Origin of the sequence: Litchfieldella xinjiangensis (assembly GCF_000759345.1) — a bacterium.
Lineage (GTDB): Bacteria > Pseudomonadota > Gammaproteobacteria > Pseudomonadales > Halomonadaceae > Litchfieldella_A > Litchfieldella_A xinjiangensis.
The window spans coordinates 63838-88852 of sequence record NZ_JPZL01000003.1; the positions used below are offsets into that span (position 1 = coordinate 63838).

Genomic DNA, 25015 nt, shown 5'->3' on the forward strand with positions numbered 1-25015 from the left:
GAATCAAGCACCTACGGGTGCTTTTTTCGTTTCTACGAGTGTGGCTCGGCTAGCTTGGTAGGGGCCATCTGGCTGGAGTACCCCTGACGCGTGCCCCTAGGCTACTATGGGAGTTCCTGGGGCCGGCAAGCGCCGCTTCCATGCGCCTATGCCATCTTCTTTTGCTTGAGGGTCGCCCATGTTTTCCGGTCTGAGTGCCTTCCCCCTGACGCCCTTGGATCAGGGCGAGATCGATGAGGCCGCTTTTATACACCTGATGGAGCGCCTGACCGACGCAGGCGTCGATGCCATCGGCGCCTTGGGGTCGACGGGGAATTACGCGTATCTCTCCCGACGGGAGCGTGCGCAGATCGCTCAGCTCGCGGTGACGCACGCCGGCAACATTCCCGTGATGGTCGGCATCAGCGCCTTGCGCACCCGCGACGTGCTGGACCTGGCCGAGGATGCACAAGCCGCAGGCGCGAGCACAGTGCTATTGTCTCCCATGTCGTATCAGAAATTATCCGATGATGAGGTTTTCGCGCTCTACGAGACCGTGACACGCACGCTCTCGGTGCCGCTGTGCATCTATGACAACCCCGGGACGACCCATTTCGAGTTCAGTGACGAGCTGCATGGCCGTATAGCTCACCTTCCCAACGTCGGCTCCATCAAGATACCCGGGGTACCAGCGGACCCCGATGCAGCGAAAGCACGTATCGAGCGGCTGCGAGCGCTCATCCCCGCTCACGTGACGATCGGCGTCAGCGGCGACCCCTTCGCTGCCACAGGGCTGAATGCCGGATGCGAGGCCTGGTACTCGGTATTGGGTGGTCTCTTCCCCAGGACGGCGCTGGCCGTTACCAGAGCCTCCCAGGCAGGTTATGCCGAAGAAGCTCTGCGCCTGTCAGAACGCCTACAACCTTTGTGGACACTGTATCGCGAGCATGGCGGCAGTCTGCGTGTGCTAGCTACCGCAGCGGAGCTGAAGGGGCTAGTCAAGTCCCCATGCTTGCCATCGCCACTCAGGCCATTGGAGGGAGCGGGCCGACAGGCACTTTCCAGAGTGTTGGATGAGCTTCAGCTGACCTGACAATCGTTCCCGTGACATTTTTGGCGAAGCGGTTCGGTGCCGTCAGCTACAGCTCATCCGGACCCGCCCGCCTTGACGGCGAGAAGCTCACCTTTGCCCACCGGAACCAGGCTGACGGTAAATGCCTCGTCCGCCTCGACCAAGGCGCTGAACGGGGCCATCTCTTCTCGGTGGGACAGGGCATTGTCGACGATGAGCAGCCCACCGGGACGAAGCACATGGCGGATCATGCGCCACCACTGTGGGTACGCCGAGCGATTCGAGTCGAGAAAAATCAGGTCGAACGCGTCCGCGCGGCTCTGCCCAAGGACACGCTCTGCATCGTCGTGGATCAACGTGATGTGCTTACTGAGGCCTGAGCGGGAAAAGGTCTCCCTGGCCAGGCCTGCTTTGTATTCCGACGCCTCGACGGTGGTCACGCTGCCGCCAACGGCAGAAGCCGCCTCTGCCAGCCAGAGCGCGGAATAACCATTGGAGGTGCCTATCTCCAGAATATGCCGCGCGGCAGTCGCCCGGACGAGCACCGACAGAAACTCCCCCGTTTCGCGGGTAATGTTGAGCATCCGCATGGGGCGGTCTGAGTGCTCATGGTCATTACGTTCACCGAAGTGCTGAAGCTCGGCCTTCAATGCTTCGAGTGACCCCATCATTCGTGTCTCCCATACTCGCCATTAGCTCAAGGCATGCAAGCGATGGTGAAGAAAGCGCTTTTTGAGCCCGAACACCATGGAACTCATGGTCGTCACGAGCGCGGCATCCACGCACCACCGCATGAATCCCTGGCTTGCAAGGGCCAGGTCGCCGACCGCCAGTCCCATCCCCACGATGCCCATGCTGGGAATCAGGGCGAGTGTGATCATCACCCCCACCGTCATCACCGAACGCTGCGCGGTCACGATGACGGGCCCCGCGATTGCCCCGAAGCACGAGATGAGTACCCCCGAAAAACTCAACGAGGACCAGTAATCGACCCATTGCTGATCGGCCAGCCCGGGCTTGGCTCCCGATTCCCAGAGCGTGAGTATCATCGTGGCAAACGCCGCTCCCATGGCCAGGGCGAGGTAACCGGCTCCCGTCGAAATCAGACCACTGGGTATCAATTCCTTGGCGCGCGTGATCAGGCCTAGCGGTAGCCGCAACAGGGGCTCGAAGGCCGGGGCGATGATCATGGACCCAACGATAAGATGCAACGTATCGGACCATAGGCCTGCCGCCGTAATGGCTCCGGCCAGCGTCATCAGAATGAGGTAATTGGAAGACAGGTTGGTATCCCTTCGCAGAAGGAAGGCCATGTCGTCCCAAATCGTTTCATTCGATTCCTTGTTGATCAGCCCCTGGTGTTTAGAAGAGAGCAGGCTGGTGGGCTCGCTCAGACTGATTGTTCCATCCACCGAGGCGTCGAGATCCGTCAGTATGGCTAGCAGTGATCGCGTGGCATCGTCCGTGGCGTGAATGGTCAGCACATCCCCCGGAGGGGACAGGGAAGCCCTCTTCTGTCGGGACAAGCCCACGACCCCGTTCACTGGCTCGATCCGCTCCAGAATAGAGTCGATGGTTTGTGACGGGGCGCTGATCTCAATGGAACGTGGCATTCCAGCCTCCTGTGGCATCCATGTCTTCGAAGTATGGATACTCCACCTAGGCCCGCCAGGCTTGTTTGCAACGCACCATTTAATCCAAGAGCCATGGTTCAGGACGGCCGGACGGCACAGGTGCCACTATTAAAACCACTTGATACCCCAGCCATGGGGGGCCATCATCTGCGCGCAAAGCGATGCAAGACCGGGTGGCATTGGACACGGCATGACGAGATGGCCGAAATACCGATGAGCCCCTACCCTTACTTAGACATTCCTGATCTGGATTCGAGAGGCCCATGAGCAAAGTCCTGATTATCGGCGCCGGTGGCGTCGGAGGCGTCGTCACTCACAAATGTGCACAGCATCCCGAAGTATTCAGCGAGATCTGCCTGGCCAGCCGCAACGAAGACAAGTGCAAGGCCATCGCAGCCCAGCTGGATCGCCAGATCCAGACTGCCCAGGTAGACGCCGACAGCGTGGACGCCCTGGTCGCGCTGATCGAGTCCTACAAGCCGGACCTGCTGATCCATGTGGCCCTACCCTATCAGGATCTGACAATCATGGAGGCGTGCCTGAAAACCGGCGTGCCTTACCTCGATACGGCCAACTACGAGCACCCGGACGAGGCCAAGTTCGAGTATAAGGAGCAGTGGGCATTCCAGGAGCGTTACGCCAAGGCAGGCAACATGGCCACCCTGGGCTGCGGCTTCGACCCGGGCATGACCAACATCTACTGCGCCTACGCCCAGAAGAACCTGTTCGACGAGATCCATCGCATCGATATTCTGGATGCCAACGGCGGCGACCACGGTTACCCGTTCGCCACCAACTTCAATCCCGAGATCAATATCCGCGAGATCACCGCGAACGGTCGTTACTGGGAAAACGGCGAGTGGAAGGAGACGCCGCCACTGGCCGAGAAGCGCACCTTCGACTTCGACGGTATCGGCGAGAAAGATATCTATCTGCTCTATCACGAAGAGCTGGAATCGCTGTCCCAGAACATCAAGGGTCTCGAGCGCATTCGCTTCTGGATGACCTTCTCCGAGAAGTACATCACTCACCTGAAGGTGCTCGAGAATGTCGGCATGACTCGCATCGAGCCTATCGAGGTGAACGGCTGCGAGATATCGCCGCTGCAGTTCCTCAAGGCGGTACTGCCTGATCCGGCCTCGCTCGGCCCACGCACCAAGGGCAAGACCAACATCGGCATCATCGCTGACGGTATCAAGGACGGTAAGCGGCGCAAGGTGCATATCTACAATATCTGTGATCACGAAGAAAGCTATCGTGAGGTCAAGTCGCAAGCCATCTCCTATACCACCGGGGTACCCGCCGTCACGGGTGCGATGCTGATGCTTCAAGGCATCTGGAAAGGCGAAGGTGTATTCAACGTCGAGCAGCTCGACCCGGATCCCTTCATGGACCGCATCGGTGACATGGGTCTGCCCTGGCAGGTCGTCGAGCTGGATCCAGAGCACGATCCGCTGGCATGACATCGCTCGGCTTCGACATCCACTCCTGCCCGTCGCCGGCCTACGTGGTCGACGACGCCCTGTTGCGCAAGAACCTAGAATTGCTCAAGCAGGTTCAGGAAGCTAGCGGGGCGCGCATCCTGCTGGCGCTGAAGGGGTTTGCCATGTGGGACACCTTCCCCATGGTCAGCCAGTACCTGGTGGGTACGACGTCCAGCGGACAGGATGAAGCACGCCTCGGCGCCGAAACCTTCGGCGGCGAGGTTCACGTCTATTCGCCGGCCTTCACCGAGCCGGAGATGGAGGTGGTGCTTCACTATGCCGACCACATCAGCTTCAACTCGCCGGGGCAGTGGCGGCACTTCCGCGAGAAAATCGCGACAGCGCCCCGTCCTATCTCTTGTGGACTACGGGTCAATCCCGAGCGCTCGACCGGTGACGTCCCGCTCTATGATCCCTGCGCGCCCGGCTCTCGTCTGGGAACGCGCGTAGCGAACCTGGCGGAGGGTGACATGGAGGGCCTGGAAGGCCTCCATTTCCATACCTTGTGCGAGCAGAATAGCGATGCCCTGGAACAGACACTCGAGGCATTTGAAGCCAAGTTCGGTGGCTATCTGGAGGGCATGCGGTGGGTCAATTTCGGCGGCGGCCACCATATCACCCGAGCCGACTACGATGTCGAGCGGCTGGTGCGCCTGATCCGGGATTTCCGAGCGCGTTATCCGCACCTTACCGTCTACCTTGAACCTGGCGAGGCGATCGCGCTGAATACCGGCTATCTGATCTGCACGGTGCTGGATATCGTGGAAAACGACGGGCCCAACGCCATACTCGATACGTCAGCGACGGCGCACATGCCCGATGTACTGGAGATGCCCTACCGGCCCCAGATCATCGGGGCGGGCGAATCCGGAGAGAAAGCCCACACGTATCGGCTCGGGGGCTCCACGTGCCTGGCAGGCGACGTGATCGGCAGATATTCGTTCGATGAGCCGCTCTTGATCGGCGATCGACTGGTATTTACCGACATGGCTCATTACACGATGGTCAAGAACACCACTTTCAATGGTGTTCGCCTGCCGTCGATCTGCCGGGTCGATGAGCATAGCCGCGAGATACGTACAGTGAAGACCTTCGGCTATGTGGACTACATGCAGCGTTTGAGCTGATCCGCCCGAGGCCCAGCAAGCGATTTCGGCGCCTTTATCGGGCGCCGATTTTTTCCTGCATGGGCCGGCCTGCTTCCCCTGGGCTGTTACCCCTTGGACAGACGCCGGGAATTGGCACTGCTGCGACGATGGTAGGGCGTCATGGTCAGGCGCGTCGTTTCCCACCAGGGCGTTTGCTTGCCACTGAACATCCCCAGCCAGGCCTTCTGCATCTCCAGACCGGTTTCCATGCTGGCCTCGATCTTCTCGGTGACCATGCGCTGGTTTTCAGTGATCATGCGTGGGCTGAAAGGCGCCTGGGTGTACCAGAGGTTGTTACGCATGGCGATCGTCGACACTGAGGAGGTCCAAAGTTCGAATGCCATGACCCCGACACGCCAGACATCGAAGGCATGGGCCGGAGAAAGCGGAAACGCGGGGGTAAGGACAGGATAGTTCATAGCAAGCCTCGAAACCTGTTAGGGCGGTAATGATGATTTCAGCCCACTCTACGCTGCACTGCAACATAAAGAAAGCCCGACCTCTCGGCCGGGCTCGATCCTAGCGTTCCGTGACTGCTGTAATCACGAACCTCCTGTTCGTGCTTCCCTGGCGTCGCCTGGCATCCTGCCAGCTTGTCCTGCGAGCGTTTCCCTGCTCGACGCGCCCACCGTGACAGCTCGCTCAGGGACACTAATTAACCCACGTTAAACTATCGAAAAAAAAGCGCATCCGCCGTAGCGAGTATCTGCTCTAGCGCATTGGCTTGCCACGCCATAACGCGAATGGAATCATGACCGCCCCGGGGCGCCGAGAAGGCGATCTTGCAAACAAGGAGTACGAAATATGTCGAAAGGAAGTCGTCCCATCGTTCGGGCCATGGCCGGCCTGCTCCTGCTTGGCACGTTCGGCGTCGTTCAGGCCGACGATAGAAAGGTCTTCGGTTGGGTGGAAAAGGCGACCATCGAGCCTTGGGGCGTCGAGGTCAAGGCCAAGCTCGATAGCGGGGCCTTGACCTCGTCGATGGATGCTCGCGATATCGAGCGCTTCGAAAAGGATGGTGAGGACTGGGTACGTTTTCGCCTCGAACTCAAGGACGAGCAATCGGGCGAGGTGCTTTCCGAGACGCTCGAGAGGCCGATCAATCGCAACCTGAAGTTGCGCGGTGCAGGCGGTACGGCGCGCCGCCCAACCGTCGTCATGACCATTTGCCTGGGCGACACGCTCTATGAAGAAGATTTCAGCCTGCGCAACCGCAGCAATATGAATTATCCGGTACTGCTGGGCCGACGCACTATCTCGCACCTGGGCCTGCTGGACGTCAACGCAACGTTCGAACATTCGCCGGGATGCGACGAAGACTCCGAAAAGGTCGCCTACGAAGAGGATCGCTACGAGTAGTCTGGAAACTCATGGCTTGGCCGTCAGGGTCACTCTTGGCTGATAAACCCACCGGGGTTCGCTATACTTGGCGGCTGGCACGCCCTTGTACAAGATACGTATAAAATTGGGTAATACATATTCCCATACGGGATGTGGCGGTACCTGACGAATGGGCTCACGGCAAGTAGTCTGCACGGGCCCGCCTCAAATACGCTCAATCATGGAGGTCGACGCGTGCATCTACTGCGCCCACTCTGCCTGCTGCTAAGCGGGGTGCTAATGGCACTGATGCTGATCAGCGCCCCCACCCTCGCCCAACAGGGGGCCGCGCCCAACGAGGAGCCGCCGGCCTATGCGACCCTTGCCGACCTGCTGGAGGACCCCGAGGCCCGGGATCGGCTAATCAGCGAGCTACGCGACCTGGCCGGCCAAAGCGATGCCGAAACTCCGCTCGGCGTGGATGGCGAAGTGCCCCCCGAAGCCATAGCCGCCCAAGCCCCTAGCGACCAGACGGCTGAAGAGGTCAGTCTGCCCCGTCGCCTCGCCGAGGCAACCAGTAACATCGCAGGCGATGTCGGTAGCCAGTTCAATAGCATGGTCGAGGCATTCGGTACGCTGGTCGGCGTAGGTGAGCCGGGCGAGGCATCCCGCTTCGACGTAGCGACCTTTTCCGAAGCCGCCATCAACCTGGCGCTGGTGATTGTCGCCACCTTTGCCCTGTTCCTGCTCTTCCGGCGACTGGCCAAGTCCGGGTTCACTCGCATCAGCCGATGGTCATTGATGAGCGAGGGTCTCACGCCAGTGTTTCGCCTGGTGATCGCCGTGGCGTTTGCAACAGTTATCGATGTCATTGTGGTGGCACTGGCCTACGTAGCCGGCAACATGATCGCTACCTTTGCCATCGGCGAATCAGGCGAACTCTCGACCCAGGCCTCACTGTTTCTCAATGCTTTCCTGATTATCGAGCTGCTCAAGGCTGGGCTACGCATGATGTTCGCTTCGCGGTACGAGGGCCTTCGCCTGCTCCCGATTACAGCAGGCGACGCCTCCTACTGGAACGGCTGGATTGCCCGCCTGATCGGCATGGTTGGCTACGGTCTACTGGTGCTGGTGCCACTGATCAACTACTACATCTCACCGACGCTCGGCCAAGGGGTGGGCACCCTGATCATGCTGGCGGCCTTCGTCTATGCCGTGGCCGTCGTGCTCAAGAATCGCCTCAAGATTCGTCATGCGCTGGAAGCCAAGGCCAACGCGTCGACCATGAGTGCCACGCGCCTGTCGCTGCGCCTGTTCGCCCGTGTCTGGCACTGGCTGGCGATCCTCTATTTCCTGATAGTGCTGATCGTGACGTTGGTCCGCCCCGAGGATGCCTTGCCCTTCGTGATGATCGCGACGCTCAAGACGCTGGCGATCATCATTGCCGGACTACTGGTTTCCAGCCTGTTGACCCAGACCATCGGACGCCATATCCGGCTCTCGGACGATATGCGCCGCAAGCTACCCTTGCTCGAGCCCCGCCTGAACGCCTACGTGCCCAATGCATTGCGGGTATTGCGCGCAGTAATCCTGATCGTAGTGATCATGGCCATACTCAGTGCCTGGGGCGCCTTCGACATGTCCGGCTGGTACGCCTCCGAAGCAGGACGCAACCTCACCGGACGTGCCATCAGCGTGGCCGTGATCCTGATCGTCGCCATCGCCGTATGGCTGGGCCTGGCAAGCCTGATCGAGCATCGCCTCAATCCCGAGACCGGCAAGGGCGAGCCCGATGCCCGTACCAAGACCCTGCTCTCTCTGTTCCGCAACGCCCTGGCCATTACCATCATCACCCTGACGGTAATGATCGTTCTGTCAGAGATCGGCATCAATATCGGGCCATTGATCGCCGGTGCCGGGGTGCTGGGCCTGGCCATCGGTTTCGGCGCCCAGAAACTGGTTCAGGACATCATCACCGGCGTATTCATCCAGGTGGAAAACGCCATGAATACCGGCGATGTGGTGACCGTAGGTGGAATCACCGGGACGGCGGAGCGTCTGAGCATCCGCTCGGTGGGCATTCGCGACCTGGCCGGGACCTACCACATCGTGCCGTTCTCGAGCGTGGATACCGTGTCCAATTACATGCGTGGCTTCGGTAATCATATCGGTGAATACGGCATCGCCTACCGCGAGAATATCGACCATGCCATCGAGCACCTGCAGGCCGCCTTCGACGAGCTCCAGGCGAGCGAAGAGCATAGCCACAAGATCCTGGCACCGCTTACCGTTGCCGGTGTCACTGCCCTGGCCGACAGCTCGGTGAACATTCGCGTGGTAATCAAGACCACGCCAGGCGACCAGTGGGGTGTTGGCCGTGCCTACAACCGCCTGGTCAAGATGCACTTCGATGCAGCCGGTATCGAGATTCCGTTCCCGCATACCACGCTCTATTTTGGGGAAAACAAGGACGGTACGGCACCGCCCGCCCACCTGCGCCTGGCGGAGGAGCGTCCATCCTCTGTGGTCGCCTCGCAGGACGACGCCGCCCCCGAGACCGGAGCCAGCAGCCCTACGTCGGATGTGGGCGATACGTCCCACAACAAGCCTGACGAGGACGACATCAACGATCCACAGGATCGTTGAGCCCGACGTGTTCTAGACGGCACCGACAGCCCCACGCCCCTCATCGCATACGGTGAGGGGCGTTTTCGTTTTGCGGGCCTACATGAAAAATCACTTGTTATGCCTATACTTACCCAGCGAGGCTATGACGCAACGTCTGGCCGGCTTTGCCTGACGAGGCAGCGCGGCTAGGCCGCGTTCCACACTGTTCAAGGGAAGGGAACGAACAATGGCAAGCAACCCCCAAGGTACTCCCTATGGTGCCTGGCTGCTGCTCGCGAGTTCGATCATTGCATGGATACTCGCGGTAGTGGCCACATTCAACGAAGGCAATGGCATTGCCTATACCCCAGGTACCTATCTGGTACTTTTCTCCACGACGTTATTGGTGATTGGCGCGCTCCTGCTGAGCTTCGTACGCGGCATGGGACGAGGGCTGAGTGGCCTTCTGGTCTTTCTCATATTGCTCGACCTGCTGGGAACGGCCCTGGCTGCCTATCTCCTCGAGGCCAACGGGTTGCTCATCATGATGGGTGTCGGGCTGGTGGCTTGGTTGATTCATCTCGTGGCCGACCCCGCCAGCGGCAAGCATCACCGCACCACTCAACGCAAGGAGGCTGCCACCTCATGACTCGCCATCACATGACCATACTGACTGCCTCATTCGTTCTGGCGGGCCTGGTCGGCTATGCCCAGGCACAAGAGAACGGTTCTTCCGAGGAGGAGGGCGGTCAGCCGCAGGGCATAACCGAAACCCAGGATGAAAGCAGCGAGCAAGGCGCGAGCGACGACGAAGCACAAACCGACGAAGAAGACGTTGCCAGTACCGAGGAGTCCTCGGTCACACCTACCGGCCCTGGCGGACGTGTCGACACCGGCCCCGCCGGCGAAGCTCCCAGTGGAGACGATCAAGCGTCTTTGCCTCGTCCAGGGCCCGATGCCTGGATGGAAACACCGGACAGCTGGGGTACCTTCAATGGCGACTTGCGTGCCCAGAAGTACTCGCCTGCCGAGCAGATAACACCCGAAAATGTCAGCGAGCTCGAGCAGGTCTGGGAATACCACACCGGCGATGTCTCGGATGGCAGCGACAATATTCCCATGTCGGTATGGTCGGCCACGCCACTGTTCATCAATGACACCCTCTACCTGGGTACGCCGTTCTACCGCATCATCGCGTTGGAACCAGGCAGCGGCGAGGAAAAGTGGACCTTCGATCCCGACGCCCGCCTCGAGGCGCTGACCCAGCCCAACATGAAGAATCGCGGCGTCGCCTACTGGCAGGCCGATGACCCCCAAGAGGGCGAGGCCTGCCAGAAGATGGTCTACATTGGCACCATGGACGCCAAGCTGTACGGGGTCGATGCCGATACCGGCGAGGCATGCGCCGACTTTGGCGAAGACGGCATGCTCGACGTCAACCAATGGAATACGGTCAATGACAAATGGCCACTGTCGCTATTGCAGCCGCCCACGGTCTATAACGATACGCTGTTCCTGGGCTGGGCCGGGAAGGATTGGACAGATGCCGCCGCGCCTCCGGGTACCGTTTTCGCCCTGGATGCCCGCACCGGCGAGCGCAAGTGGACGTTCCATGCGCTACCCGAAGAGGTGATCGAGCGCACCGGTACGGCGAACGTATGGGCCTCGATGTCCCTGGATCCCGAGACCGGCCTGCTCTACATACCCATCAGTTCGCCGAGCCCCAACTACTATGGTGGCAACCGCACTGAAGAGATGCCCCTGGCCACCTCGGTCACGGCACTCAACACCGAAACCGGCGAAGTGGTCTGGAGCCGGCAACTCGTGCATCACGACATTTGGGATTACGATACCGTCGCGCCGCCCACGCTGGTGGATATTCAGCAGGATGGCGAGTCCGTGCCGGCACTGGTGCAGCCCTCGAAGCAAGGCTTCCTGTACGTACTCAACCGCGAGACCGGCGAGCCCATCTACCCTATCGAGGAGCGTGAGGTACCACGCTCGGATGTCGAGGGCGAAGAGGCCGCACCGACCCAACCGTTCGTGGATACTCCCGAGCCGGTCATCCCCGACGAATGGCCGGGCGTCTCCAAGCTTGCCGATATCGTGAGCTTCGGAGAATGCAGCCGCAAGGCCGAGGGGCTGCGCTACGAGGGCCTTTTCACACCGCCGAGCCTTGAAGGTACGATCGCCTACCCACCCACCACAGGTGGCTCGCAGTGGGGCGGTGGCGCCGTTGACCCGGAGAGCGGTGTCTTCGTCATCAACTCCAACAGCGTGGTGCAGATCTACCGTCTCATCCCGCGTGATGAGTTCGAACAGCTCGAGCAATCCGGCGAGACAGGCGGCTACTACGCACAGGGGGATACCGATTACGGTTTTCATCTCGAGACGTTCTTGAACTGGGCCGGCATGCCCTGCTGGAAGCCACCCTACGGCACCATTGCCGCCTACGACCTGAATACCGGTGAGCGCCTGTGGAACGTGCCCTTCGGCCAGGTCCAGAAGCACGGCTTCTATATGCCCGAGTCTTGGGGGTCGGTGACTATCGGCTCGCCGGTCATCACCCGCTCGGGACTGATCTTCATCGGCGCCTCGATGGATTCGCGCGTCCGGGCGCTCGACATGGAGAGCGGTGAAGTACTCTGGAAGCACCTTGTGGATGCACCTGCGGTCTCGATGCCTGCGGTTTACACCTACGAGGGCAAGCAATACGTGACCTTTGCAGTGGGGGGCAACTCCATCCTTCTGCCCAAGGTCAGCGATCAGGTAGTGACATTCGCCCTGCCTGACTGATTGCAGCAGGCCGGGATACGCATTACCGAAACCAGAGCGTCAATACGACAAGGGCCGCCCACCGGGCGGCCCTTTTCTTTGCGCCATGGCCTAGCATGGCCGACACCATAAAAAAAGGGCGCCTTACGGCGCCCAGGAGAGCAATGCGTCGGCCTTCGCTCAGCGATTGTTGTCGCTGGGCTGAGGTAGCGCCGGCAGGGAGCGATCGAGCAGCTCCACGCTCTGGCGATAGTAGAGTTGGCTCTTGTTGTGCTCGCCCAGGTTGGCATAAAGGCGAGCCAACTCGGCACACACCACGCCGCTGGGCCGCTGGCGTTGGCTGGCTTCGAAGTACTCCTGCGCCTTGCCCCAGTAGGCATTGCGCAGTGACAGCCGCCCCAGGGTCAGCAATAGATCAGGATCGTTGGGGCGTTCCTGAAGCCACTTTTCGGCATAGACCAACTGCCGTGCAGCATCGACGTTGAGCAAGCCGTAGCGAAGCACCAGTCTCGCATCCCAGTGCTCCTTGAGCGAGTGACGTAGCAACCGCTCGGCGATACCTTCTTCGCCACCGCGCACCAGCGCCTCGGTGTAGAGCACTATCAGCTCGATATCGCCACGCAGGTGATCGGGCATATCGGCCCACAGGTTACGCACCCGCTCGATATCGTTGGGATTGCGCGCTGCCTGGACGATCAGCTCGCGGTAGGCGCGCTGCTCCAGTTCCTGACGCTCCTCCTGCGAGATCAACTGCTGCTGCGCCAGTCGCGGCATCAAGCGCCGCAGCCCATCCCAATCATTGACGCTCAAGTAAGCCTGCTTGAGCAACTTGAGCACCTGGGGATGGTTGGGCAATTGCCTGTCGAGCCGCGTCAGCGTCGCAATGGCTTCCTCGAACTGCTGACGGTCGAGCATCAATTGCGCCTGGACCATGCCCACGGCACTATCGGCGCCTTCAGTACTCAAGTGGGCCCGCTTGAGCAGCGTATCTGCCTGCTCGTAACGCCCCTGATAATGAGCCGCGAGGGCTGCCGACAGGTAATTGACCAGCGGGGTGCTGGAGTCGTCGGCGGCCTTGACCAACGAGCGCTCGGCCCGCTTCCAGCGCCCCTCGGCCAGAGCGACCAGACCGCGCACCGTGCGGCGCATGGCGTTGCGATGACGCGTCCGGCTATTCCATACCTTGAGCCGGCTGACCGGATGGCGCAGACGCGTCAGCACGCGCAGGACGAAGTGCAGAATCAGAAAAGCGGCCAGCAGCAGGATCAGCCCGAACCAGAACGAGGTCTGGAAGGAAGTGTCGCCCACCCGTACCAGCCAATAGCCCGGCACCGAATGCATGAGCTGGCCAAACAGCGCGCCGATGGCCAGGCCAAAGACGATCAGCAGAATCAGCTTCCTCATGCCCCGTCTCCCTGGCTATCGGCCGCCTGTTCGTTGCCACCGCCTTGACTATTGCCACTCTGGTTCGCGCTGCCCTGATTGCCGCCATTGCGCTGAGCATCGCCGTTGAATCGGCGTTCGATGAATGTCGCGAGCGCCTGCTGGGAACCGCTGATGTCAGGCAGCTCGGGGCGAATCGCTGCATTACGCAGCTCGTCGAGCTTATCGAGGGTGCTCTGCACGCTCTCGCTGTCGGTTTCGTAGAAGCGCTCGGCCAGGTCGATTGCCTTGTCGAGACTCGACCGGTACAGCTCCGGCGCTTCCTGCAACAGGGCCAACTGGGCCTGCTCCAGTACCAGGCGCACGTTCTGGCGCAGATAAGCCTCCTGCTGCGGCGTGATCAGCGCTTCCAGCGGCTCGTCATGGCGGCGCACGGTAACCAGTTCCTTGAGCTCGCCGGCGAAGCGCGAAAGCTGCTCGCGCCAGCCGCCCGAAGGCGGGCTATCTTCACCCGGCTGGGCCGCAATCTGCTCGACATCCTGCTGTAACGGTAGCTTGGTCAACTGCTCCTGCTGGGCGTTGATGGCCAGGTACAGGCCGGTACGGTCGATGCGCGGTACCGAGTCGAGCGCGGCCAGTTCGGAGGCAATTTCGCGGCGGACCGGAACCAGGGCCGGATTGTCGGCCTCGCGCAGGCGCTCGTCGGCGGTACGCAGCAGAGCAGCCGCGCCCTGAACGTCCCGCTCGAGCTGGAGACGTTGGTTGGCCAGGCGCAGCAGGTAGGCCGCCTCGGCATGCAGCCATTCGCGCTCGTCGGTCTGCTGTTCGCTGGAAAGTTCGTCGAGGACGCGATCGAGGGTCTCGTCGACATTGCTGCGGTACGTTTCGAACTCCTCCTGCAGCGAGGCCTGAGCCTGTTCGACTGCCGACTGCCGCGCTTGCTCGCTGGAGGCCACCTCGTTGCGCAACTCATCGATCGCCTGGCTATTGGATTCGACACCCGACAGGCGTTGCTGCTGGTCTTCCAGACGCTGTTGCTGGGCTTCCAGGCGTTGCCACATGCGCCATCCGAACAGGGCGATGGCCACCGCCAGGAGGATGACCAATACCAGCGCAGCCAACCCAAGGGTCTTGCCACTGCTGCCTTTGTTGCTGCCACCGCTACCGCTGCCACCACGAGGCCCCTTGGTGGCACCTTGTCCTCCATCGCCCCCTGCCGCCTGGGCGGCACTCGCCCCGGCGCCGGCCGTCGTGCCTGAGCCCTTGCTGCCCACCGGGTTGGCGGCATCGGTGGTCGGCTTGGCGCCACTCGTCGAGCCCGGTTTGGGGGGCTCCGTGGTGTTCGTCGACTTCGTGCTATCCGTCGTCTTAGGCGTATCAGCCGCTTTCGGGGACGGCGTCGCTGCCTTCGTTTCCGAAGCACTCGGACTAGGGGTGGATTTCGAATCCGCTGGGGACGTCGAATCCGTGGTTTTCGTCGTCGACGGGCTCGAAGTATCGGCGGGGGTCGCCGTGCCGCTGGCCGGGGAGGCACTCGCCTGGGTGGCATTCACTTGAGGCTCGCCCGAGCCAGCGCTCGGCGACGCGGCGGCCGCGCCGGTCCCGGTGTCGGTACGCTGTGCCTGGCTCGGCGAGTCACTGCCCCCCGATGATGCCTTGTTGCCACGGCGTCCGCGGGGGCGCGAACGCTGGGATTTGCTTGTATTGCCGCTGCCGGAGGCGTGGCGCTCCCCAGCCTTACCAGACGACCCGGAAGGCGCCGACGTCGACTCGTCCTTGTCAGAGCGTGAGGCATCGGCACCCTTGGATGCCTGTTGTTCTTCCTGATCGTGTTCTTTGCTCATCAGTCGCTAGCCTTTTTCAAGATCGTCATGATCGGCATCGGCCCTGGCCAGTCGGCAGGTTTCGGCCACGGCATCCGCCAAAGCGGCTGGCGTGGCGCCCCGCGCCACATGTATATCGGCGAAACCCCATTCTTTAGCCAGTGTAACCAACCGCTGACTGGAAACGATTAGCGGTTGGTGCAACGCCGTCGATGTACACCATCCTGCCAGATGTTCGAGAATTTCTCCGCTGCTAACCACCAGGGCAGCATAATCGCCGCTGGCCAGGCGCTCTAACGAAGGCCCCGCAAGGGGTATCAGTACCCGTCGATAGAGTGCCAGACGTGTCAGCCGAGCGCCACGCGCCACCAGCGTATCGGCCAATAGCTCGCGTCCGCCTTCCCCAGCCACCAGCAGGACCTTGCTGCCTTCCAGGTGCCTGAGCGAGGCCATGGCCAACAGCGCTTCACTGGTATCTTCTCCGGTGGCCGGCGGCACCCGGACCCGCACGCCCAGTTGGCTATGCAGGGTATCCGCCGTGGCACGCCCCACCGCGTAATACTGCGGCCCGATCGGTAGCTGGGGCCAGTAACGGTCCAGCGCCTCAGCCAGGCATTCGGCGGCGAAGGGGCTGACGACCACGACCTTGTCGAACTGATCGAAGTCCAGCCAGGCGTTGCGCATCGCCTGGGTTTCTTCCAACGGCTCCTGGCGCATCACATCGAGCCTATCCGGCTGAGCGCCACGCGCCGCGATGGCCTCTAGCAAAGGCAAGGCACGTTCGCCGGGGCGAGTGATCAGCACACGCGGCCGTAGCGGCATGTCACTGCTCGCCGTAGACCTGGGCCAGGATTTCGCCCGCGCCTTGCTCGAGCAGTTCCTCGGCAACGCGTATGCCCAGCGTTTCGGGCTCGCTGACGGCACCACGTCCTTCGGCGCGCAGCACCCGGGTCCCATCGGGATCGCCCACCAGGCCACGTAACCACAGGTTACGCCCTTCATTCTCGAAGACGGCGTGCCCTCCGATGGGTACCTGGCAGCCACCCTCGAGCCGGGTATTCATGGCGCGTTCAGCGCGCACTCGGGTCGCCGTAGCGGGATCGTCGAGGGGGGCCAGCAACGCAATCAGCTGGTGGTCGTCCATACGGCATTCGATGCCCAGCGCGCCCTGGCCACAGGCGGGCAGACAGATCTCGGGGGGCAACTCCTGGGTGATGCGATCGTCGAGGCCCAGCCGGCGCAGGCCTGACGTCGCCAACAGGATGGCATCGAACTCGCCGGCATCGAGCTTGCCGAGGCGGGTCTGGACATTGCCGCGCAAGTTGAGAATCTCGAAATCGGGGCGCAGTTCGCGCATCTGCAGGCCCCGCCGGAGGCTGGCGGTGCCAATGCGCGCCCCCTCAGGCAGCTCATGCGGGGAGGCGTAATGATTGGAAACGAAAGCATCGGTGGGCTCGGCCCCCTCGAGGATCACCGACAGGCCGAGCCCCTCGGGGAAATGCATCGGCACATCCTTCATGGAATGTACGGCAATGTCGGCACGGCCATCGAGCATGGCCTCCTCGAGTTCTTTCACGAACAGTCCTTTACCACCGATCTTGGCCAGTGGCGTATCGAGAATCTTGTCGCCGCGAGTCGACATCGCCACCAGTTCGACCTCGAGGCCCGGGTGAAGCGCCATCAGTCGGTCACGAACATGCTCGGCCTGCCATAGGGCCAGGCGGCTCTTGCGAGTGGCGATGCGCAGAATATTGTCGGCGAACACGAAGATCTCCCTGTGGGTGCCCACGGCCGATAGCCGGTCGCGGCGCAATTGAGGCGACGCAGACGGGCGATGCCGGTCGGAGTGTCGGGTGCGTCTATGCCTCCATCATAAAGCACTCATCGAAGCAGGAAAAATCCACGTCTGCTGATATCGCCCCCATACCCTCGTATTGGCTCCCTAAACCATCGTGTTGAGCCAGGCTCGTGCATAGCCCGAGCCATCTCCTCTGTGGACCGACTCTGGTACACTTTGGCCAGATACCAACCACCAAGCAGGATGTCCAGTTCGATGTCGCAGCCAACCAACCAGTCCTGGGGCGGTCGCTTCAGCGAGCCCACCGATGCTTTCGTCGAGCGATTCACCGCATCGGTGAATTTCGACCAGCGCCTGGCCCACCACGACATTCGCGGCTCCATCGCCCATGCCACCATGCTCGCGGGTGTCGGTGTGCTCAGCGGCGACGAGCGCGATGCCATCATCGCCGGACTCGAGGAGATCGACCAGGAGATCGCCGAAGGTCGCTTTGTCTGGTCGGCGAAGCTCGAAGACGTGCACATGAACATCGAGGCACGCCTGACCGAGAAGATCGGTATCACCGGTAAGAAACTGCATACTGGCCGCTCGCGCAACGACCAGGTGGCCACCGACATCCGTCTCTATCTGCGCGACGCCATCGATGCCGTGGACAGCGAGCTGCTGCGTTTGCGTACCGGCCTGATCGAGCTGGCCGACCGCGAGGCCGCGACCATCATGCCCGGCTTCACCCACCTGCAGACGGCCCAGCCAGTCACGTTCGGCCATCACCTGCTGGCCTGGCACGAGATGCTCGCTCGCGACCAGGAACGTCTGCGTGACTGCCGCAAGCGGGTCAATGTCCTGCCCTTGGGGGCCGCGGCCCTGGCCGGCACTACCTACCCCATCGATCGCCATGTCACCGCCGAACTGCTGGGCTTCGAGCGCCCCGCCGAGAATTCGCTGGATGCCGTCAGCGATCGCGACTTCGCCATCGAATTCACGGCGTTTGCCAGCCTGCTGCTGATGCACCTGTCACGGATGAGCGAGGAACTGGTGCTGTGGACCAGCGCCCAGTTTGCCTTCATCGACCTGCCCGACCGCTTCTGCACCGGCTCGTCGATCATGCCGCAGAAGAAGAATCCCGACGTGCCCGAACTGGTGCGCGGCAAGACCGGGCGTGTCTATGGTCACCTGATGGGGCTGCTCACACTGATGAAGTCTCAGCCATTGGCCTACAACAAGGACAACCAGGAAGACAAGGAGCCCCTGTTCGACACGTTGGATACCGTGCAGGGCTGCCTCAAGGCCTTTGCCGACATGGTGCCTGCCATCGAGGCCAAGGCCGACAACATGTACGAAGCGGCCCGGCGCGGTTTTTCCACCGCCACTGACCTGGCCGATTACCTGGTGCGCAAGGGCGTGGCGTTTCGCGATGCTCACGAAATCGTCGGCCAGTCGGTGGCCTACGGCATCGACCAGAAGAAAGACCTGTCCGAGATGAGCCTCGATGAGCTGCGTCAGTTTTCCGAGACCATCGGCGAGGATGTATTCGAGGTATTGACGCTGGAAGGCTCGGTGGCCGCACGCAACCATATCGGTGGCACCGCGCCAGATCAGGTGCGTGCCGCGGCCCAACGCGCCCGCGATGCGCTGGCCCAACCGCACGGAGCTCTTTGAGATGCGTTGGCTGACGCTGGGCCTGGTCGCGCTCGTGCTGGCCGGCTGCGGGCAGAAGGGCCCGCTTTATCTTCCCGATGACAAGGCTGCACAAGAGCGCTACGGCACAGGCGAAGCACGAGAAGAAACCCGCGACGCTGACCAGGACGAGAACTGAGATGGATCACTTCGAATACCGCAACGGCACACTGCATGGCGAAGACGTGCCGCTGGCCGACATCGCCCAGCGTTTCGGCACGCCCTGCTACGTCTATTCGCGTGCCACACTGGAGCGTCATTACCGGGCCTACACCGAGGCACTTGGCGGCCACCCGCACCTGATCTGCTACGCGGTGAAGGCCAACTCCAACCTGGCTGTACTCAACGTGCTGGCACGTCTCGGCGCGGGCTTCGATATCGTCTCGCGCGGCGAGCTCGAGCGCGTCCTGGCCGCAGGCGGCGACCCTGCCAAGGTGGTCTTTTCGGGGGTCGCCAAGCAGCCCGAGGAAATGGCGCGGGCGCTGGAAGTGGGTATCAAATGCTTCAACGTCGAGTCGCTCCCCGAACTCGAGCGCCTCGACCGGGTGGCTGGCGAATACGGCTACGTGGCGCCGGTGTCGCTACGCGTCAATCCCGACGTGGATGCCCGCACTCATCCGTACATCTCGACCGGGCTCAAGGCCAATAAATTCGGTATTCCTGTCGACGAGGCGCTCGAGGTCTATGCCCGCGCTGCCGAGATGGCCAACGTCAACGTAGTCGGCCTCGATTGCCATATCGGCTCGCAACTGACCGAACTCTCGCCATTTCTCGACGCGCTCGACCGCTTGTTGGCGCTGGTCGAGCGCCTCGAAGCCCGCGGTATCCATATCGAGCATCTCGACCTCGGCGGCGGCCTGGGCGTGCCCTATCGTGATGAGCAGCCGCCAGCACCCTTCGACTACGCAGCCTCGCTGCTCGAACGGCTCGCCCAGCGTAAAGACAAGCGCGAATTGACGCTGCTATTCGAGCCGGGGCGCTCGATCGCCGCCAACGCCGGCGTGATGCTGACCCGAGTCGAATTCCTCAAGCCCGGCGAGACCAAGAATTTCGCCATCGTCGACGCCGCGATGAACGACCTGATCCGTCCCGCGCTTTATCAGGCGTGGCAGGCGATCCTGCCGGTCGATACGCGCGAATCGCGTGAGATGAATACCTATGATGTGGTGGGTCCGGTCTGCGAGACCGGTGATTTCCTCGGCAAGGAGCGTGAACTGGCGATTGCGGCGGGTGACCTGCTGGCGGTACGCTCGGCAGGTGCCTATGGCTTCGTGATGGCCTCGAACTACAACAGCCGGCCGCGCCCACCCGAAGTGATGGTCGATGGCGACCGCATGCACCTGGTACGCGCCCGTGAGCGTATCGAGGATTTGTGGTCCGGCGAAGCCCCGCTGCCCCAGGATGGGCCGGAGACCAAGTAATGCTGCTTCACTTCACCAAGATGCATGGCCTGGGCAACGACTTCATGGTCGTCGACCTGGTCACCCAGCGAGCCCGCCTGCGTGACGAACAGATCCGTCAGTTGGCGGATCGCCACTTCGGCATCGGTTTCGACCAGTTGCTGCTCGTCGAGCCCCCGCTCGACCCGGACATGGATTTTCGGTACCGGATCTATAATGCCGACGGCAGCGAGGTGGAGAACTGCGGCAATGGCGCGCGCTGTTTTGCGCGCTTCGTGCTCGACCAGCGCCTGACCCACAAGCGCGAGGTCCATGTCGAGACCGCCGGCGGCCCCTTGGTGCTCCGCATCGAGACGGATGGCCGCATCACCGTCGATATGGGCACGCCGCGCTTTGCGCCTACCGCACTGCCTTTCGATGCCGACCAGGATCGTCCGGTCCATTCCCTTGATGTCGACGGCGAGTCGATCGAGATCGCAGTGGCCTCGATGGGCAATCCGCATGCGGTGCTGCAGGTCGCGGATGTCGATACCGCGCCCGTCGCACGCCTCGGCCCACGTATCGAGAGCCATCCGCGCTTTCCCCGCCGGGTCAATGCCGGGTTCATGCAAGTCGTTTCGGCCCATGAGATTCGCCTGCGCGTCTTCGAACGTGGTAGCGGCGAGACGATGGCCTGTGGCACCGGTGCCTGTGCGGCCGTGGCCTGCGGCATTCGTCAGGGGCTCCTGCAAAGCCCGGTCAGCGTACACTTGCCCGGCGGCGACCTGACCATCGCCTGGGAAGGTGGCGATTCGCACCTGATGATGACCGGCCCCGCTGAACGCGTCTTCGATGGACGGGTCTCGCTCAACTAGCGTACCGCTCGAGATAGGAGAGAATGCATGCCCCGTGGTCAGGCTCCCGAGCCGCGTCAGACACTGGATCCCGAGCGAGTCGCCCAATGGTTGGCCCGGCACCCCGACTTTTTCGTAGGCCGCGAGGGCCTGCTGCAGCAGCTCAAGGTACCGCACCCCGAGGCACGCGGCGCCACCTCGCTGCTCGAACGACTGATCCACGATCTGCGCGCGCGCGCCGAAAGCGCCGAGTGGCGGCTCGAGCAGTTGCTGGATTCGCCCCGCCATAACGAAGCGCAGTACCGGCGTACCCGCGAGCTGGTACTGGCCCTGCTCGAGGCCGAAGACAACGACGCCCTGGGCCAGGCACTCGCCACACAATTGTCGGAACGCTTTCGCACCCCCGCGGTGGCTCTATGGTGCCCGGCGTCAATGACCGACCATGAACCGCATCCACCGCAGCCGCCCCGACATATTCTCGACGATGCCGCCGGACTGCGCCTGGCCGCGCTACTCGATGGCCGCACCAGCCGCTGTACCCGGCTGAGCCGAACCGATTGGCAGCGCCTGCTTCCCCATGCCAAGGCGCCCGAGCAGGCCGGCTCCTGCGCCCTGACTCGCCTTACCCTGGGCGAGCCCCTGGGCTACCTGGTGCTGGCCAGCCCCGACCCCGAGTATTTCCGGGCCAGCCTCGACACCTTGTTCACCGAATACCTGGGCGAGGTCACCTCGCGCCTGCTGGTCCGTCTGGCCGAGCCCCGCAACGCATGAGCCAGATCACCGAATCGCCGCTTGCGACCGAGGTGTCGGCCTTTCTGAACGAATTGGCCCAGGCTGCCAGCCCGACCACCGTCACGGCCTACCGCCGCGATCTCGTTGCCCTGACACAATGGGCCGAGATCCAGGGTCTCGAGGCCTGGGAGGACTTCGATGTCGGCCTGGTACGTCGCTTCCTCGGCCAGGAACGCATGCGTGGCCTGGCGCCACGCAGCCTGGCCCGCCGACGCGCGGCGCTGTCACGCTTTGCCGATCACCTGGTGCGCCGAGGCCGGCTATCCCACAACCCCGTTAGCCTGACCCAGGCGCCTCGACAGCCACGTCACCTCCCGCATCCGGTCGATATCGATCGCCTCAATCAGTTCCTCGACACGCCGCATGACGACTCACCGCTGGCCCGCCGCGACCAGGCGATGCTCGAGCTGCTCTATTCGAGCGGATTGCGTCTGGCGGAGTTGGCCGCGCTGGATCTGGGGGAAGTGGACGCTCGCCGGGTCAGAGTCATCGGCAAGGGCAGCAAACCCCGCCAGGTTCCGGTGGGGCGGCGCGCCCACGACGCGCTAAGCGCCTGGCTCAAGGTACGTGGTCATTTGGCCGCGCCGGACGAGCCCGCGCTGTTCGTCGGCCAGCAGGGACGACGCCTTGGGCATCGGGCCATCCAGAAACGTCTGGCTTTGCTGGCCCAGGAGCGGGGCCTGGCCGAGCACTTGCATCCCCACCGTCTGCGCCACTCCTTTGCCAGCCATCTGTTGGAGTCGAGCCAGGATCTACGTGCCGTTCAGGAATTACTGGGCCATGCCAACCTGTCGACGACCCAGATCTATACCCGGCTCGACTGGCAGCATCTCGCCGAAAGCTACGATGCCGCCCATCCGCGAGCACAGCGTCGTCGCTCCCCCGCCGATGACACATCCCTTGACGATTCCTTCCCTTGAGGTGCTCCCATGGCGCGACACGCAGTCATCGACGCCCTGACCTTCGATCTTGACGACACCCTATGGGATAACCGACCGGTCATGGAGCTCGCCGAACAGGGCCACTACACCTGGCTCGACGACGCGCTCGCCGCCTGGCAAGGGGTACAGATCGAACAATGGGGGCGCTATGCCGAACGCTTCCCGCTCTCGGCCTATCAGGATCGACGGATGGCGCTCGCCCAGCAATATCCCCTGCGCCGCGGCGACTTCACCTGGATCCGTGAGCGCGCGCTGATCGAGATGATGGAAGAGTTTGGGCTTCCCCGTAGCGCCGCGTTCCTGTGGGCCGCGGCGGCGATGGACCGTTTCATGGATCTACGCCATCAATTGCAACCGTATCCCCAGGTGGGGCCCCTGCTCGACCGGCTGGGGGAGCATTACCGGCTCGCGGCGATCACCAATGGCAATGCTGACGTGACACGGCTGCCTATCGCCCGGCACTTCCCGGTCACGATCGCAGCCGGCGAATTGCTGGCGCCGAAGCCGGATGCACGTCCGTTCCTGGCCGCGCTGGCTCGCCTGGGAACCCCCGCCTCACGCGCCATGCATGTCGGTGATTCCTGGCAGGAGGACGTCATGCCAGCCCAACGGCTGGGCATGCGTGTAGCGTGGATCGACCGTCACGACGATAGCGGGCGCTCGCTGCCCCCAGGCGTATACCGGCTGCGTCACGTCAGTGAATTGCCGGCACTTCTGCAGTGGCTCGACAGCCGCCTCAACTAACCAGCCAATTGTCGAGGCGCGTCCGAGCCTCATCGAGCCCTTCGCGCTTCAAGGCCGAGAATAGCTGAACGCTGACCAGATCCTCCCATTCGCGAAGTTGGTTGCGGACCTGTTGCAGGGCACTCATCGCAGCGCCACGCTTCAGCTTGTCGGCCTTGGTCAGCAGGATATGCACCGCCATGTTCTTGTCATCGGCCCAACCGAGCATCATCTCATCGAACTCGGTCAGCGGATGGCGAACATCCATGACGAGGATCAGACCGCGTAGCGAATGGCGCTCCTGCAGATATGCGGCAAGATGCCGCTGCCATTCGAGCTTCACCTTTTCAGGCACCTTGGCGAAACCGTAGCCAGGCAGGTCGACCAGACGGCAGGCGTCATCGCCACCGACCGTGAAGAAGTTGATCAGTTGCGTGCGTCCTGGTGTCTTGGAGGTACGCGCGAGCGCTTTCTGCTGTGTCAACGCATTGATAGCACTCGATTTTCCGGCATTGGAGCGGCCGGCAAACGCCACCTCGGCCCCGTCATCGGGCGGGCACTGGGCAAGCGTGGGGGCACTGGTAAGAAACTGGGCGGTCTGGTAATTGAGACGCGACATGACGACGGGGTTCCGCGGCTGGAGGCTAAGGGCGGTCAACGGACAAATCGGGCGCATTCACCTCGTCCGGGTGACTCGTTATAATGCAGTGTATTTTTTTTGTGTCCTGGGGCACGCTAGTGTACCACCGTGCTCTCGCCGACAGCGAACCGTGCCCCATGGCAACGTAGAAAGAGGCGGCGCCCAAGGTACACACCGTTCAACAATCAAACGGCAGTGAATTAGCGATGAGAAAGTTACTGGCAAGCCTGGCAATGACCCTAAGCGCCGTTGGCGTGGCCCATGCGGAGATGGACGGCGATCCTGCCGCAGGACGCGAACTCGCAGGTACCTGCGCTGCCTGCCACGGACAGCAGGGCATCAGCCCTTCGGGCGCCTTTCCCAACATCGCGGGCCAGCAGGAATCCTACATGGCCAAGCAGATCATCGAGATCCGCGATGGCGTTCGCCCCGTCCCGCAGATGCAGCCTATCGTCGCGAACTTCTCCGATCAGGATGCCTGGGATGTCGCAGCCTTTTACGCCAATCAGCAGGCCAACCTGGGCCAGGCGGAAGACGATGCGACCCTGGTCGAGCGCGGCCGTGAACTCTACCGCGCCGGCGACATGGCCAAGGGCATCCCCGCTTGCGCGGCCTGCCACACACCGACCGGCGAAGGCATTGGCACCGCTCAGTATCCTGCGCTTTCCGGCCAGCATGCACAGTACACGATCTCGACACTGCAGGCCTTTGCCTCCGGCGATCGGGCCAACGACCCCAACGGCATCATGCGCGATATCGCCTCGAAAATGAGCGACCGGGACATGGAAGCCGTGGCCAACTACGTGCTTGGCTTGCACTGATGGGTCATTGAATCTTCGGAAGGCGGCACATGCCGCCTTTCGTATTTGTGAGCGCTCGCGGAACCTTGGGCGGGCCACACGCTCCAACGCAACGTCACATGACCTAACGAATACGAGCATGCAGCTCACGAATCACTCCGCTACCGCTCGAGCCACAAGGAGCTT

Annotated in this window: 22 protein-coding genes and 1 pseudogene; 15 read left to right on the plus strand and 8 right to left on the minus strand. The window is 62.3% G+C overall.

Going from position 1 to position 25015, the window contains the following annotated elements:
• The first annotated feature begins 178 nt into the window (after positions 1–178).
• Positions 179–1072, plus strand: a complete 894-nt coding sequence (locus tag JH15_RS12545) for a dihydrodipicolinate synthase family protein (protein WP_043530913.1) — start codon at positions 179–181, stop codon at positions 1070–1072.
• A 53-nt stretch (positions 1073–1125) separates the two neighbouring features.
• Here JH15_RS12545 and JH15_RS12550 read toward each other — a convergent pair whose 3' ends face one another.
• Together JH15_RS12550 and JH15_RS12555 are read right to left on the minus strand one after the other, a co-directional pair.
• The gene (locus tag JH15_RS12550; RefSeq protein WP_043530914.1) at positions 1126–1722 is read right to left on the minus strand and encodes an O-methyltransferase; all 597 of its coding nucleotides are present in this window, start codon (positions 1720–1722) and stop codon (positions 1126–1128) included.
• A gap of 21 nt (positions 1723–1743) precedes the next feature.
• Complete coding sequence (locus tag JH15_RS12555) at positions 1744–2664, minus strand: DUF389 domain-containing protein (protein WP_043530916.1); 921 nt, start codon at positions 2662–2664, stop codon at positions 1744–1746.
• A gap of 284 nt (positions 2665–2948) precedes the next feature.
• On the opposite strand from JH15_RS12555, the gene JH15_RS12560 reads away from it, so the two are divergent.
• Positions 2949–4148, plus strand: coding sequence for a saccharopine dehydrogenase family protein (locus JH15_RS12560; protein WP_043530917.1), 1200 nt, complete (start codon positions 2949–2951; stop codon positions 4146–4148).
• Positions 4145–5296: a carboxynorspermidine decarboxylase gene (gene nspC / locus JH15_RS12565; protein ID WP_043530918.1), complete on the plus strand. Its 1152-nt coding sequence runs from the start codon at positions 4145–4147 to the stop codon at positions 5294–5296. The genes JH15_RS12560 and nspC overlap by 4 nt, the downstream gene beginning before the upstream one ends.
• Positions 5297–5382: 86 nt before the next feature.
• Here nspC and JH15_RS12570 read toward each other — a convergent pair whose 3' ends face one another.
• The gene (locus JH15_RS12570; protein WP_043530919.1) at positions 5383–5736 is read right to left on the minus strand and encodes a hypothetical protein; all 354 of its coding nucleotides are present in this window, start codon (positions 5734–5736) and stop codon (positions 5383–5385) included.
• 385 nt (positions 5737–6121) lie between these two features.
• On the opposite strand from JH15_RS12570, the gene rloA3 reads away from it, so the two are divergent.
• The 4 genes from rloA3 (at position 6122) to JH15_RS12590 (ending at position 12040) form a co-directional block, all read left to right on the plus strand.
• Positions 6122–6676, plus strand: coding sequence for a retropepsin-like aspartic peptidase RloA3 (rloA3, locus tag JH15_RS12575; protein WP_043530921.1), 555 nt, complete (start codon positions 6122–6124; stop codon positions 6674–6676).
• A gap of 225 nt (positions 6677–6901) precedes the next feature.
• Positions 6902–9283: a mechanosensitive channel protein gene (gene ybiO / locus JH15_RS12580; RefSeq protein WP_043531646.1), complete on the plus strand. Its 2382-nt coding sequence runs from the start codon at positions 6902–6904 to the stop codon at positions 9281–9283.
• A 208-nt stretch (positions 9284–9491) separates the two neighbouring features.
• A complete protein-coding gene (locus JH15_RS12585) occupies positions 9492–9893 on the plus strand; it encodes a hypothetical protein (RefSeq protein WP_043530922.1) in 402 nt (133 codons plus the stop codon).
• Complete coding sequence (locus tag JH15_RS12590) at positions 9890–12040, plus strand: outer membrane protein assembly factor BamB family protein (RefSeq protein ID WP_043530923.1); 2151 nt, start codon at positions 9890–9892, stop codon at positions 12038–12040. Before JH15_RS12585 ends, JH15_RS12590 begins: the two co-directional genes overlap by 4 nt.
• 159 nt (positions 12041–12199) lie before the next feature.
• Here JH15_RS12590 and JH15_RS12595 read toward each other — a convergent pair whose 3' ends face one another.
• Genes JH15_RS12595 through hemC form a run of 4 tightly spaced genes read right to left on the minus strand, consistent with a single transcriptional unit; the run spans position 12200 to position 16990 of the window.
• Positions 12200–13423, minus strand: coding sequence for a heme biosynthesis HemY N-terminal domain-containing protein (locus JH15_RS12595; protein ID WP_043530924.1), 1224 nt, complete (start codon positions 13421–13423; stop codon positions 12200–12202).
• The gene (locus JH15_RS18240; protein ID WP_081949023.1) at positions 13420–15246 is read right to left on the minus strand and encodes a uroporphyrinogen-III C-methyltransferase; all 1827 of its coding nucleotides are present in this window, start codon (positions 15244–15246) and stop codon (positions 13420–13422) included. The genes JH15_RS12595 and JH15_RS18240 overlap by 4 nt, the downstream gene beginning before the upstream one ends.
• A 6-nt stretch (positions 15247–15252) precedes the next feature.
• Positions 15253–16047 (minus strand): uroporphyrinogen-III synthase, encoded by a 795-nt coding sequence (locus JH15_RS12610; protein WP_043530927.1) that lies wholly within the window; start codon positions 16045–16047, stop codon positions 15253–15255.
• A 1-nt stretch (position 16048) separates the two neighbouring features.
• Positions 16049–16990, minus strand: a complete 942-nt coding sequence (gene hemC, locus JH15_RS12615; RefSeq protein ID WP_043530928.1) for a hydroxymethylbilane synthase — start codon at positions 16988–16990, stop codon at positions 16049–16051.
• A 288-nt stretch (positions 16991–17278) separates the two neighbouring features.
• Between hemC and argH the strand changes: the two genes are divergently transcribed.
• The 7 genes and pseudogenes from argH to JH15_RS12645 all read left to right on the plus strand — a co-directional run bounded on the left by argH (position 17279) and on the right by JH15_RS12645 (position 23410).
• Positions 17279–18682 carry an argininosuccinate lyase gene (gene argH / locus JH15_RS12620; protein WP_043530929.1) on the plus strand — a complete coding sequence of 468 codons (1404 nt, stop codon included), beginning with the start codon at positions 17279–17281 and terminating at the stop codon, positions 18680–18682.
• Between the two features lies 1 nt (position 18683).
• A pseudogene (gene lptM, locus JH15_RS17835) lies at positions 18684–18788 on the plus strand (LPS translocon maturation chaperone LptM); the annotation flags it as partial.
• 52 nt (positions 18789–18840) lie between these two features.
• Entirely contained in the window at positions 18841–20121 is a 1281-nt protein-coding gene (lysA, locus tag JH15_RS12625) for a diaminopimelate decarboxylase (RefSeq protein ID WP_043530930.1), read from the plus strand.
• A complete protein-coding gene (gene dapF / locus JH15_RS12630; RefSeq protein ID WP_043530931.1) occupies positions 20121–20954 on the plus strand; it encodes a diaminopimelate epimerase in 834 nt (277 codons plus the stop codon). Before lysA ends, dapF begins: the two co-directional genes overlap by 1 nt.
• 27 nt (positions 20955–20981) lie before the next feature.
• Complete coding sequence (locus tag JH15_RS12635) at positions 20982–21704, plus strand: DUF484 family protein (RefSeq protein ID WP_043530933.1); 723 nt, start codon at positions 20982–20984, stop codon at positions 21702–21704.
• Positions 21701–22645 carry a tyrosine recombinase XerC gene (locus tag JH15_RS12640; protein WP_043530934.1) on the plus strand — a complete coding sequence of 315 codons (945 nt, stop codon included), beginning with the start codon at positions 21701–21703 and terminating at the stop codon, positions 22643–22645. The genes JH15_RS12635 and JH15_RS12640 overlap by 4 nt, the downstream gene beginning before the upstream one ends.
• A gap of 9 nt (positions 22646–22654) precedes the next feature.
• Entirely contained in the window at positions 22655–23410 is a 756-nt protein-coding gene (locus tag JH15_RS12645; protein ID WP_043530935.1) for an HAD family hydrolase, read from the plus strand.
• On the opposite strand, the gene yihA is transcribed toward JH15_RS12645, so the two are convergent.
• A complete protein-coding gene (gene yihA / locus JH15_RS12650) occupies positions 23403–24008 on the minus strand; it encodes a ribosome biogenesis GTP-binding protein YihA/YsxC (protein WP_043531650.1) in 606 nt (201 codons plus the stop codon). The two genes, JH15_RS12645 and yihA, sit on opposite strands and share 8 nt — an antisense overlap.
• A gap of 227 nt (positions 24009–24235) precedes the next feature.
• Between yihA and JH15_RS12655 the strand changes: the two genes are divergently transcribed.
• Positions 24236–24850 carry a c-type cytochrome gene (locus tag JH15_RS12655; RefSeq protein WP_043530936.1) on the plus strand — a complete coding sequence of 205 codons (615 nt, stop codon included), beginning with the start codon at positions 24236–24238 and terminating at the stop codon, positions 24848–24850.
• The last annotated feature ends 165 nt before the right edge of the window (positions 24851–25015 follow it).